This is a genomic window from Gemmatimonadales bacterium (assembly GCA_030697825.1).
Classification (GTDB): domain Bacteria; phylum Gemmatimonadota; class Gemmatimonadetes; order Gemmatimonadales; family JACORV01; genus JACORV01.
In genome coordinates, this window is record JAUYOW010000055.1 from 21,000 (window position 1) to 33,210 (window position 12,211).

9 protein-coding genes are annotated in these 12,211 nt (G+C 69.7%); 5 read left to right on the top strand and 4 right to left on the bottom strand.

Annotation, left to right across the window (positions count from 1 at the left end):
* Window positions 1-56: 56 nt before the first annotated feature.
* The gene (locus Q8Q85_02760; GenBank protein MDP3773164.1) at window positions 57-1,706 is read right to left on the bottom strand and encodes a hypothetical protein; all 1,650 of its coding nucleotides are present in this window, start codon (window positions 1,704-1,706) and stop codon (window positions 57-59) included.
* A 120-nt stretch (window positions 1,707-1,826) separates the two neighbouring features.
* Here Q8Q85_02760 and dnaE point away from each other — a divergent pair, with 120 nt between their 5' ends.
* The 5 genes from dnaE to Q8Q85_02785 all read left to right on the top strand — a co-directional run bounded on the left by dnaE (window position 1,827) and on the right by Q8Q85_02785 (window position 9,962).
* Window positions 1,827-5,324, top strand: coding sequence for a DNA polymerase III subunit alpha (dnaE, locus tag Q8Q85_02765; protein MDP3773165.1), 3,498 nt, complete (start codon window positions 1,827-1,829; stop codon window positions 5,322-5,324).
* 4 nt (window positions 5,325-5,328) lie between these two features.
* Window positions 5,329-6,291, top strand: a complete 963-nt coding sequence (locus Q8Q85_02770; GenBank protein MDP3773166.1) for an acetyl-CoA carboxylase carboxyltransferase subunit alpha — start codon at window positions 5,329-5,331, stop codon at window positions 6,289-6,291.
* A gap of 2 nt (window positions 6,292-6,293) precedes the next feature.
* Complete coding sequence (ricT, locus tag Q8Q85_02775; protein MDP3773167.1) at window positions 6,294-7,331, top strand: regulatory iron-sulfur-containing complex subunit RicT; 1,038 nt, start codon at window positions 6,294-6,296, stop codon at window positions 7,329-7,331.
* Entirely contained in the window at window positions 7,328-8,866 is a 1,539-nt protein-coding gene (gene metG / locus Q8Q85_02780; protein MDP3773168.1) for a methionine--tRNA ligase, read from the top strand. The genes ricT and metG overlap by 4 nt, the downstream gene beginning before the upstream one ends.
* A gap of 163 nt (window positions 8,867-9,029) precedes the next feature.
* Window positions 9,030-9,962, top strand: coding sequence for a M23 family metallopeptidase (locus tag Q8Q85_02785; GenBank protein ID MDP3773169.1), 933 nt, complete (start codon window positions 9,030-9,032; stop codon window positions 9,960-9,962).
* A gap of 182 nt (window positions 9,963-10,144) precedes the next feature.
* Here the strand turns inward: Q8Q85_02785 and Q8Q85_02790 are convergent, their stop codons facing one another.
* The 3 genes from Q8Q85_02790 to Q8Q85_02800 form a co-directional block, all read right to left on the bottom strand.
* Window positions 10,145-10,720 (bottom strand): LemA family protein, encoded by a 576-nt coding sequence (locus tag Q8Q85_02790; GenBank protein ID MDP3773170.1) that lies wholly within the window; start codon window positions 10,718-10,720, stop codon window positions 10,145-10,147.
* A 91-nt stretch (window positions 10,721-10,811) separates the two neighbouring features.
* Window positions 10,812-11,552 carry a hypothetical protein gene (locus tag Q8Q85_02795; GenBank protein MDP3773171.1) on the bottom strand — a complete coding sequence of 247 codons (741 nt, stop codon included), beginning with the start codon at window positions 11,550-11,552 and terminating at the stop codon, window positions 10,812-10,814.
* Window positions 11,552-12,211 (bottom strand): TPM domain-containing protein (locus tag Q8Q85_02800; protein MDP3773172.1); only part of this gene is annotated, 660 nt, incomplete at its 5' end. The genes Q8Q85_02795 and Q8Q85_02800, both read right to left, overlap by 1 nt.

Consider the following 12,211-nt stretch of genomic DNA (forward strand, 5'->3'; position numbering starts at 1 on the left):
GCCTCGAATGTGGGGCTGCGCGCCCGCCCGCAGCAAGGTGCGCGCCCCGCCGCGACTCAGCGGATGCGTAGCACGGCCAGCTGGGCGCCCGCGTTGGCCGGCAACGCGTTGCCGTTGGAGGCGCGGAAGGTGATGTCGAATCCCGCACCATCAGCGGCCTGGGTGACCAGGACGTATGCGCCCGACCCTGACTTCATGGTGCCACCTACGCTGAACGCGGTCCCGGTCGGCGCCGACGGCACCAACGGATACGGGCGGTCGAAGAACGACCCGTACCTGGGGCTCGCGTTCAAGGCGGCGTACCTGGCGCGGAACCGCCAGAAGTCGTACGTGAGCGCCTGCGGCGGCGTGAATCCCGGCAGGTCGGTGGCATACACCGCGAGCGCCCAGCGCCCGAGCAACGTCGCCAGGGGCGTGCGGGTCACCGCGACTACGTTCGCCTCGCCGGTGTTGGTGGTCTGCACCAGCCGCCTCAGCACCGGAGCACCGAACCGGTCCGCTACGTAACGGATGAAGAGCCACGCGCCGCCACGCTCTTCGAGGGTCCCGGTAGACGACTCGGTAACCACCGCATTCGCACTCGGATCCTTCAGGTAGAGGAACGCGTCATACAGGTTGCCGACCAGGAACTGATCGGCGGCCGAGGTGTTGTTCAAGCTGTCGTAGTGCAGCCCGCCCAGCTCCTCGGCCAGGTGCGACAGCGCCTCGTTGAGCCACAGCACCTCGGTGTCCCCGTTCCGTATCAGCGCGTGCTGGTTGAACGAGATCATGTGCTGGAACTCGTGGATGAACGTCGACGGCAGCAGGGCCTTCACCGTGGCCACGCTGCGCGCGCAACGCGTGCTCGGCGGCGAAAGCTCCGGCAGGAACCCGTAGATGACCTCGCCATTGTTGTACAGGGTGCGCGTGCTCGGGAAGATATCGGCGCCGAGGAAGAACCCGACGATGAACGATTCATCGCACTCCGGCTTCGGCACCAGCCCGTTCACCGTCTTGGTGAGGAGCACGATCACCACGCCGTTGGCGTCCACGTCCGACTCCGCACCGAACGCGGCGCTGTCAATCGGATAGAGGACGTCGTCGAACTGCTGGCCGAGTTGGGCGATGTCGCTCGAGCTGAGACCGTTGGCCGGCGCGCTATCGTCCACGAAGATGGCCGCGTGCACGCCTACGTAGCTCGCGGTCGCTGGGACGTTATCGAACGTGGCGCACCCGGTCGCGTCGAGGCTCGCGCAGACCTTGAAGGTGCGCTGGGAACCCACGGTCGGAGGTGGAGCCGGGGCCGGCGGCGCGGCCGCCGCCCGGACGCCCGATGCGCGGCCCGCCCGAACGAGCTCAGAGTCCCAGCGCCGCAGCGCGTCGTGGAACCGGGCTCGAGGGTCGGCCGGCTGGAACACCCGATCGGCAAGGAGCGCCGGCTGCTCGCTGAACTCGGCGCTTCCCATGGTGAAGCCGGCGCTCACGCCGGAAGTCCCGGTGGCGAACTGGCCGACCACCAGGTACTGCGCCCCCGCCGCGGCGGCCGCCGGGAAGCGGACCCTCCCGCTCACCTGCGAGCCTGCGAGCAGCGCGTACTCCGTTGCGCCCAGCGACACTTCGGCGCTCACCGGCGGCGGCTGGGTCACGTCTCCGCGGCCGCCGCACGCGGCCAGCACCGCCACAGCCGAGCCCGCCATCCCGCCGCGAAAAACCCTGACAACGCTCAAGTTCCGCACCCACGACCTCCTGAAGGTTGGACTACGCTCGCGGGGCGTCGCGACGGTGTCAAGGACATCCGTCACATTGCTTTGACAGCCCCCAGCCGCGCCGCTAGCTTGCGCCAAGCGATGCCCTTCGTACACCTCCATACCCATTCCGAATACTCGCTGCTCGACGGCGCCAACCGTATCTCCGACCTCGTGGCGCGCGTCAAGGAGCTCGGGATGGACAGCCTCGCGCTCACCGACCACGGCAACATCTTCGGCGCCTGGACCTTCCACGAGCAGGCGCGGGCCGCCGGCATCCGGCCAATCCTCGGCTTCGAGGCGTACGTCGCGTTCGGCTCGCGGCACGCCCGGGAGAAACAGCCCGACGCCCCCGGCAATTACAGCCATCTCGTGCTCCTCGCCAGCAACCGCGACGGCTACCGCAACCTCGTCCGTCTGACGTCCATCGGCTTCCTCGAAGGCTACTATCGCCGCCCGCGCATCGACCGTGAAACATTGGAGAGATACTCCGATGGCCTGGTCTGCCTGTCGGCGTGCCTCACCGGCGAGGTCGCGCTCTGGCTGCGCCAGGGCCGGATCGACCAGGCGCGCGAGTCCGCGGAGTGGCACGCCCGGCTCTTCGGCGAGGGCAACTACTGGCTCGAGGTCCAGAACCATGGCATCGCCGACGAGGCGCTCGTCCAGGAGGGCGTGTTCCGGCTCGCGCAGGAGCTGGGCCTCGGAGTCGTGGCCACCAACGACGCCCACTACCTGAGACGCGAGGACGCCCCCGCGCACGACGTCCTCCTTGCCATCGGGACCGGCAAGGACCTGAACGATCCCAAACGCTTCCGCTTCGAGGGGACCGAGAGCTACCTGAAGTCGGAAGAGGAGATGCGGCGGGTCTTCCCGGCGCGTGACGAGCTCTTCTCCGACACCCAGCGCATCGCCGACCGCTGCGAGTTCGATTTCGAGAAGCGCTTCTTCCTGCCCGAGTTCCCGCTCCCGGCGGGGACGTCCAGTGCGGACGAGCTGCTGGTGCGCCTGGCCACCGAGGGTGCGCACCGCAGGTACCGCTCCCCGCTCGCCGCTCCCGTGCAGGAACGCCTCGACTACGAGTTGGGCGTCATCACCAAGGTGGGCTACTCGGGCTACTTCCTGATCGTCGCCGACTTCATCCGCGAAGCGCGCGCCCGGGACATCCCGGTCGGTCCCGGCCGTGGCTCGGCCGCCGGCTCGCTCGTCTCGTACTCCCTCGGCATCACCAACGTGGACCCGCTGAAGTTCGACCTGCTGTTCGAGCGGTTCCTCAATCCTGAGCGCATCTCGCCGCCGGACATCGACGTGGACTTCTGCGAGGAGCGGCGCGGCGAGATCATCGAGTACGTCCGCGAGCGGTACGGCCGCCAGTCGGTCGGCCAGATCGTGACCTTCGGGACGATGAAGGCCCGCGCCGCGGTGAAGGACGTCGCGCGCGTCCTCGGCATCCCTCCGGGCGAGGCCGACCGGCTCACCAAGCTCATCCCGTTCAACCCGGGACAGCCCGCGGTGACGCTGCCCGAAGCGATCGAGATGGTGGGCGAGCTGAAGGAGCTGGTGCGGCAGAACCCGATGTACCAGAAGCTGGTCGGGTACGCCAGCGCTATCGAAGGGCTCGCGCGACACATCTCCGTGCACGCCGCCGGCATCGTCATCGCTCCGGGGCCGCTTACCGACTACGTGCCGGTGTGCACGATGCCCGGCCGTGGCACCGGCTCCGGCGCCGCCGCCGACGCCATCATCACGCAGTACGACATGGTCGGTCTCGAGAAGATCGGCATGTTGAAGATGGACTTCCTCGGGCTCACCACGCTCACCGTGCTCCGGCGCGCCAGCCTCACCATCCGGGACCGCCACGGCGTCATGCTGGACCTGGACACCCTGCCGCTCGACGACCCTGAGGCCTACCGGCTGCTGCGCGAGGGACGGACCGCCGGCGTCTTCCAGTTCGAGTCGAGTCTCGCCACGGACGCGCTGGTGCGAATGCGGTGCGACCGGTTCGACGACCTCGTAGCCACCAACGCGCTAGTGCGCCCCGGGCCGCTCGACAGCGGCATGCACCTGGTCTACATCCGGCGCAAGCGCGGCGAGGAGCCGGTCCGCTACGCGCTCCCCGAGCTCGAGGGGATCCTGTCGCCCACCTACGGCGTCATCGTCTATCAGGAACAGCTGATGCGGATCGCCAACGTCCTCGCGGGCTACTCGCTCGCCGAGGCCGACGTGCTCCGCAAGGCCGTGGGGAAGAAGAAGCAGGAGATGATCGACGAGGAGCTCGGCCGCTTCGTGAATCGCTGTGTGGAGCTGGGCCACAAGAAGAAGGTGGTCGAGGACATCGCGGCCCAGATCAAGACCTTCGGTCGGTACGGCTTCAACAAGTCGCACTCCGTCGCCTATTCCATCGTCTCCTATCAAACGGCGTGGCTCAAAGCGCACTACCCAGCCGAGTTCATGGCGGCGATACTCTCCTCCGCCATCGGCGACACCAAGGCGGTCGTCAAGTACATCGCCGCGTGCCGGGAGATGGACATCGAGGTGCTGCCGCCCGACGTGAACGAGTCGGGGTGGCACTTCACCGTCGTGGGCGACCGCCGCATCCGGTTCGGGCTCGGCGCCATCCGGAACGTCGGGCGCGGCGCCGCCGACTCGATCCTGGCCGCCCGCGGGCAGGGACCCTTCACGACGCTCGACGATTTCGTCTCGCGGATCGACCTGCGCCTGAGCAACAAACGGGTGCTCGAGGCGCTCGTCGCCTCCGGCGCCGGCGACGGCCTGGGCGGCCACCGCGCCCAGCTTTTCGAGGCGCTCGACGCCGTGGTCGCGGAGGCCAGCCTCCGCCAGGCTGAGACCGCGGCCGGTCAGGGGACCCTGTTCGGCGGCGAGGCCAGGGACTCGGGGCCACTGGCCCACCCGCCCCGGCCCCTCCCGCTGGTCCGGGAGTGGACGGAGGCCGAGCGGCTTGCGCGGGAAAAGGAATTGGTGGGATTCTTCGTCTCCGGACACCCGCTCAACCGGTTCACGGCCGAGGTCGCCCTCTTCGGCAGCCACACCACCGCCGACCTGGGCCAGTGGAGGGAGGGCCCGGTCCAGGTCGCCGCGGTCGTCACGGCGGTACGCCGGCAGACGGCGAAGAAGACCGGCGCCGAGTGGGCGAAGCTGACGATCGAGGACTTCCACGGCGCGGCGGAGTGCCTCGCCTTCCCCGAGGCCTGGAAGAAACTCTCGGGGGTGATCGTGCCGGACGGCGCCTACCTCTTCACCGGTGGCTACTCCCTGCGGGACCGCGGCGAGGAGGACGCTCCGTTCATCGTGGAGAGCGTCGAGCCCCTGGTCGGGCTGCGGAACAGCGGGCGCGTGGCGCTCGCCCTGCGCTGGGGCGCGAAGAGCCGCCTGGCGGCGGACGCGGGCCGCGCCATCGCCGCGGTGTGCGCGGCGCACCCCGGCTCCGCGCCGGTGCTGGTGGAGTTCAGTGACGACAACGGCGGCGAGTCGTCGGCGCGCTTCCGGGCGCGCGGGCTGCGCGTCGCCCTCGACGATGACCTCATCCGTGCGCTGCGCGAACTGCTCGGCGCCGAAGGGGTCGCACTCGTGAAGGCGGGGTGAACTGATGGCCGCAGCGTTCGCGCTGGAGTTCGAGAAGCCCATCGCCGAACTGGAGCGCCAGATCGAGGAGCTCCGGCGTTTGGCCACCCAGCGCAACCTCGACGTGGGGCGGGAGATAGCGCCCCTCGAGCGGAAGCTGGCCGACCTGCGACAGGAGATCTACGGCAACTTGACGCCCTTCCAGCGGGTGCAGGTGGCGCGCCATCCGCGGCGTCCCTACGCGCTCGACTACCTCAACACCGTCTTCGGCGACTTCTTCGAGCTGCACGGCGACCGGCTCTTCCGCGACGACCCGGCGATCGTCGCCGGCGCCGCGCGGCTGGGCGGCCGGAGCGTGGTGGTGATCGGCCAGCAGAAAGGCCGCGACACCAAGGAGAACCTGAAGCGCAACTTCGGCATGCCCCACCCGGAGGGCTACCGCAAGTCGATGCGCCTGATGAAGCTGGCCGAACGGTTCCGGATGCCGGTGATCACGCTCATCGACACGCCCGGCGCGTATCCGGGCCTCGGCGCGGAAGAGCGCGGCCAAGCGGAAGCCATCGCCAGCAGCCTGGAGCTGATGGCGACCCTGCGCGTCCCGATCGTCGCGGCGGTCATCGGCGAGGGCGGCTCCGGCGGCGCGCTCGCCCTCGGCGTGGCCGACCGGGTGCTGATGTTCGAGAACTCCGTATACTCCGTGATCTCGCCCGAAGGGTGCGCCGCGATCCTGTGGAAGGACGCCACGCAGCGCGAGCGCGCCGCGGAGGCGCTCAAGCTCACCGCGCCCGACCTCCTCGCGCTCGGCCTGATAGACGCGATCATCCCCGAGCCCCCGGGCGGCGCGCACACCGACCCGGATGGCGCGGCCGCGGCTCTCAGCGAGGCCCTCGCGCGCCACCTCAGCGACCTCGATAGCCTATCCCCGGACGACCTGGTCCGCCGCCGGAGCCAGAAGTTCCTCCAGATGGGGAAGTTCGAGGAGAGTTGAGCGTGCCCCAGCTGGTCGAAGTGAAGTTCAAGGGCAATCGTAAGGCCTTCTTCGAATGGCACGAGCCCGAGCCGCTGCGTGCGGCGGAGCCGGTCGTCGTCGAGTCCGAGCGCGGCGTGGATTTCGGCCTCGTGTCGGCCACGGGGAAGACGGCGGAGCTCAAGTGCGAGCGCTGCACCGGATGCGCGCTGGGCGGCGAGCGCGGCGAGCGCGGCGAGTCCCACGCCAAGCGACCGCCGGAGCCCACGCGCCGCGTCATCCGCCGCGCGAACCCCGCCGACCGGCGCACCGCGGACGACCTGCGCCGCTCGGAGGACGACGCCCGCCGCAAGGTCCGCGAGCGGGTCACCGCGCTCAACCTCACGATGAAAGTCTCCGACACCGAGTGGCAGTGGGACCGCAACAAGCTCACCATCTACTTCACGGCGGATAAACGCGTCGACTTCCGCGGGCTGGTACGCGAGCTCGCGTCGCACTTCCGAACCCGCATCGAGCTGCGCCAGATCGGCGTTCGCGACGAAGCGGCCCGCCTCTCCGGCATCGGACGGTGCGGGCGCGAGCTCTGCTCGGCGAGTTGGCTACCCGAGCTGCGCCCCATCGGCCTGCAGATCGCCAAGGACCAGCGGCTCAGCCTCAACCCGACGCAGATCTCCGGGCCCTGCGGCCGGCTCCTCTGCTGCCTGCGATTCGAGCATGAATTCTACGTGCAGCAGCGCAAGCGGTTCCCCAAGGAGGGCAAGGTCCTCCAGACCGCGCGGGGGAACGAGAAGGTGGCGGCGATCGACATCTTCCGCGAAACCGTCACGCTGCGGGCCGAGGACGGCAGCCCGCGCACCGTCGCGCTGGCGGACCTGAAGCAGGAGGTCGAGCGCGGAGGCGCTACGGCCGCCGCGCAACCGGCCGTTGCTCCGATGGAGAGCGTGGATACGGCTGCGCAAGCCCTGGCTGGCGAGGCGAGGCCGAGCGAGCAGGCGCCCGGGCAGGACGCATCGAGGCCCGATCGCCGGCGGCGGCGCGGAAGGCGGCGCCGCCGCCCGTGAGCCGCTTCTACCTCACCACGGCGATCGACTACGCGAACGGTGATCCGCACCTTGGCCACGCCTACGAGAAGCTCGGCGCCGACGCGATCGCCCGGTACCGCCGCCTCCGCGGCGACGACGTCCACTTCCTCATCGGCATGGACGAGCACGGCCAGAAGGTCGCTCAGGCCGCGGCCGACGGTGGCGTCACGCCCCAGCAGCTCGTGGACCGCATCGCGGTGAAGTTCGAGGACACCTGGCGGAGCCTCGGGATCTCCAACGACCAGTTCATCCGCACCACCACACCCGCCCACCAGAACGGGGTCCGCTCCCTCATCGACCGGATCTTCGCCCGCAACCCGGACGACCTCTATGAGAAGGAATACGAGGGCTGGTATTGCGTGGGGTGCGAGCTGTTCAAGCGCGACGACGAGATCGAGAACGGAAAATGCGTCCTCCACCAGACGCGCACGCTCGAGTGGACCAAGGAACGCAACTGGTTCTTCCGGCTCACGAGATACCAGGGGTTCCTGAGGCGGCTGCTCGAAGGCCGGCCGCAGTTCCTCCAGCCCGAGAGCCGGCGCAACGAGATCCTCGCGCTCCTCGGCCGGGGATTGGAAGACGTCTCCATCAGCCGGGCACGCCTCTCGTGGGCGATCCCCTTCCCTCGGCCGCTCAGCAACGGCGAGCAGCAGGGCACCTGGGTCTGGTTCGACGCGCTGCCCAATTACCTCACCGCCACCGGCTTCCCGGAGGCCGGATACGAAGCCCGGTGGCCGGCGCAACTGCATGTGATCGGAAAGGACATCACGCGCCTCCACTGCGTCGTCTGGCCGGCCTACCTCGAGGCCGCCGGGCTCCCGCTTCCCGAGCGCGTGTGGGCGCACGGCTTCGCCTACTTCAAGGGGGAGCGCTTCAGCAAGTCGGCCGGCGTGACCCTCCACCTCGACGAGGCGATCGCCCGCTACGGAAGCGACGCCTTTCGCTACTTCCTGCTGCGCGAGATCCCCTTCGATGCCGACGGCAGCTTCACGTGGGAGCGCTTCGACAAGCGCTATACCGCGGACCTCGCCGACGCTTTCGGCAACCTGGCTTCACGGGTGCTGGCGATGCTCGACCGCTATCGCGGCGGAACGGTGCCCAACTCGGGCGCGGCCGGCCCACTCGACCACGCGGCGGCGGCGTGCGTCGCGCGCTATGTCGCCGCGATGGACGGTCTACTCCTGCACCGCGGCGCGCAGGCGGCATGGGACCTGGTGAGCGAGGCGAACGGATTCGTCGAGCGCCAAGCGCCGTGGGCCCTGGCCAAGGCCGGCGACGGCGCCGCGCTGGACGCCACGCTCGCCGCGCTGGCGCGCGCGCTGGTTCGCATCGCCGTGCTCGCGTCACCGTTCGTGCCGGCCGCCGCGACGGCGCTTCTGGACGCGCTCGGACTCGCCACGGCTCCCGATTCCAGACCGTGGTCCTGGACCTGGATCGAACAGCCTCCCATCGCGTCGGTGCAGACCCGCAGGATCGCCCCGTTGTTCCCCAAACTGGAGCGCGCCGCAACGTAGCGTAAACGAGTACGAGCCAATCGGTTACTGACATGCCAAATCAGCGGTTGACAGGGCGTCGACCCGAGGGCTAAGATACCCGGTCCGTTTCTTGCTTTCCCGTAGGTTCGCAGTGCTCGCTCAGGCTGCTTCAACACGTCGGCTCTTCTGGCTCGGAGCGTGGATGGCCAATCGCCGCTGGACGGTCCTTCTCGTGCCACACGACTCCGGGGGAACCAGGTCCGTCTCCGTTTCGGTGACGCTCTTGAAGCTCCTCGGTGGCGTGGCGACCGTGATTGTGGCGACCGTCCTCGCGGCCACCTTCGGCGTGGTCTCGCACACCGTCGACCTCACGCACAGCCGCCAGCTCGAGCGCGCCAACCAGGTGCTCGCGGGTGAGATCGAACGGCTCGACGAGCGCGTGACGACGCTTTCTGACACGCTCTCGCGCATTTCGCAACGCGACCGTGAAGTGCGGTTGGTGGCCGGCCTCGAGCCGCTCGATCCGGACGTGCGTCGCGCCGGCATCGGCGGACCGTCGGGCGCGTGGCCGGAGCGGGAGCGCCTGCTCGACGAGGGCGGCGTGGTGGGCCGCGACGCGTTCCGCGTGCACGCCGATCTGGACGCGCTGATCCGCCGCGCCAACGTCCTCGCGTCGTCGTTCCGCGAGGCGTCCGAGAGCCTGTCGTCGCACGTGCAGCAGCTCTCTGCCACGCCCAGCATCATGCCCACGACGGGGTTCCTCACCAGCAACTTCTCGCTGATGCGGTACCACCCCATCCTGCACTTCAGCCGGCCCCACGAGGGGATCGACATCACCGCGGCGTACGGCTCGCTGATCATCGCGCCAGCCGCGGGACGCGTCGTAAAGGTGGGCTGGGAAAACGGCTACGGGCTCTCGGTCTCCGTGGATCACGGGTACGGCGTCCAGACCCGGTTCGCGCACATGTCGCGCACCGCGGTGTCGGTCGGCCAGGCGGTGCGCCGCGGCGACCGGCTCGGCTACGTCGGCAGCACGGGGCTGTCGACGGGCCCGCACCTTCACTACGAGGTGCTGGTCAACGGCAGGGCGACGGACCCGCTTCGGTTCATAATGCCCGACGCCATCGCGGACTGAGCAGGTGGCGGTAGGCAGGCGGCGGTAGGGTTGCAGAGTTGCGGAGTTGCAGCGGTCTACAGCAAACAGGCGGCAGAGATTCCCTGCCGCCTGAATCGCTTCTGCACCCCGTCTCCTGTTTCCCTGCTCACCGCTGCAACCCTGCAACCCTGCAACTCTACCGAAGTTCTGATTCCTTCCAACTAGCGCGCCGGCGGAGCCGGCGCCGTCAAGTTCACTCTCGGCGCCTCCCGCGCCCCCGGCGCCGTCACCTCGAAGTACTCGCGCGCGCCCTTCCCGATCACCTTCGCCGTCAGCAGCTGCGGGAACTTCCGGATGTACCCGTTGTACTCCTGCACCGAGTTGTTGTAGTCCTGGCGCGACGTCGCGATGCGGTTCTCCGTGCCCTCAAGCTGGTCCTGGAGCGCCCGGAAGTTCTCGTTCGACTTGAGCTCCGGGTACGCCTCCGAGATCGCGAGCAGCCGGCCCAGCGCGCTGGTGAGTCCCTGGTTGGCCTCCGCCATCTGCCCCAGGTTCCCGCTCTGCACCGCACCGCCCAGACGCGCCCGCGCGTCCGCCACCGCGCCGAAGACCGTCTGCTCCTGCTGCGCGAACCCGCGCACCGTCTCCACCAGGTTCGGCACCAGGTCCGCGCGCCTCTGGAGCTGAACCTCGATCTGGCTCTTGAACGAGTTCACCTGCTCGTCCAGCGTCTGGATCCTGTTGTAGCCGCAGCCCGACAGGACCACGGCTGCCACCGCGAGAATAACGCGCTTCATGCCTTCTCCTCTGTGTTCGGAGTGACCAAGCCCGGTCCGTGTCGGGCCGCGGAATCATGACGGACGCGGAACCCGAGCTGTTTCGCCGCGCTCATGCCCCACCCTCAATCTCGATCCCGTCCACGTACGCGGCAAGCCGCTCGGCCGCCTGTAGGTAGCGCCCCGCCACCGGGTCGAACGCCGTCAGCGCGGGCACCCGGCGGCTCCCCAGCCGAAGCAACACCCAGTCGAGCGCAACGGCGTCGAACCCGGCCACCGCGGACGTCTCCGCGACCAAGCCCGCGGGGTCGCCGGGCGGCGTGCGGCCCGCCAGTCTGAGCGCCGCGCGGAACAGGACCAAGAACGTGCCCGCCGAGCCGGCCAGCAACCGCTCCAGCGCCTTGCCGCTGGGCGCCGCCGCGGCGTACTCCGCCCGGAGCCGGAGCAGCTTGCCGCGCACCTCGCGCTCCAGCTGGCGCCTCAAGTCGGCACGCGTGGTCTGGAGCCCGGCGAACGGGTCGCGTCCGGCGAGCAGCGTGTGCGCACCGCGCATGTCCTCGATCTCGATCGGGAAGACGTCGGCGGAGGCATGCCACTCCGTTTCCGCGAAGATCAGGGGTGCGGTGCCCTTCGCCTTTGCCCACTCGGCAACCGCCCCCGCGATCGGCCGTAACAGGCCGGCTGAGGCATCCTTCGCGATGATGAGCAGGTTCGGCTCGACCCCGGGCGCGGGATGCGCCTCCGCGTGACCGAAGAACGCCACCGAAACGAGGTTCGTCCCGAGGGCATCCGCGATCTGCCGGGCGACAGCCTCCGGCTTCACCTGGCGCGATTGCCCGAACCAACCCGCCATCAGAACCTCCCCGAGGCGCCGCCGCCGCTGAAACCGCCTCCGCCTCCGAACCCGCCGAACCCGCCGCCCCCGAACCCGCCGCCACCCCAGCCCCCGCCCCCTCCGCCTCGCCGGCCTCCGCTCAGCACGGAACCCCAGAGCAGCGCGCTCATGATGCCTCCCCCGCGTCCCCCACGGCCCCCACGGCCCCCACGGCCCGCCAGAACGAAGATCAGGATGAGGAGAATGATGGGCCAGGGAGGCACCCAGCCTCGCGGCCGCCGGCCTCCATCAGCCGGTGGCTGGACTCGGACGCCGCCCTCGAGCCGGAAGCCGAATTCGCGCGCATACGCCTCTGCCAGCACGCTCACACCCAGCGCCAGTCCCGCTCCGTAACTACCCGTTGCGACCGCCTCCTGGCCGATGGCGTCGCGTATCCTGCCGGAGAGGGCATCGGTGACGAACCCTTCAGCGCCGGTCCCGGTGGAGATGGCCAGCTCCGACTGCCCGTCGCCCGGGCGCGCCCCCGGCTTCAGCAGCACGACCACGCCGGCGTTCCGGCCCCGGTCGCCGGCGCCGCCGCGCGCGCCCACTCGCCACTGCCTCCCGATGTCGCGCGCGACGTCGCTCGCCGGGCGGCCCCCGAGGTCACGCATCGTCACCACGACGATCTCACCGCC

Excerpts from the sequence above, each read along its gene's own strand:
- dnaE (MDP3773165.1), top strand. The coding sequence starts at position 1,827 with ATGCCCTTCGTACACCTCCATACCCATTCCGAATACTCGCTGCTCGAC.
- Q8Q85_02770 (MDP3773166.1), top strand. The coding sequence starts at position 5,329 with ATGGCCGCAGCGTTCGCGCTGGAGTTCGAGAAGCCCATCGCCGAACTG.
- Q8Q85_02785 (MDP3773169.1), top strand. The coding sequence starts at position 9,030 with ATGGCCAATCGCCGCTGGACGGTCCTTCTCGTGCCACACGACTCCGGG.
- Q8Q85_02790 (MDP3773170.1), bottom strand. The coding sequence starts at position 10,720 with ATGAAGCGCGTTATTCTCGCGGTGGCAGCCGTGGTCCTGTCGGGCTGC.
- Q8Q85_02795 (MDP3773171.1), bottom strand. The coding sequence starts at position 11,552 with ATGGCGGGTTGGTTCGGGCAATCGCGCCAGGTGAAGCCGGAGGCTGTC.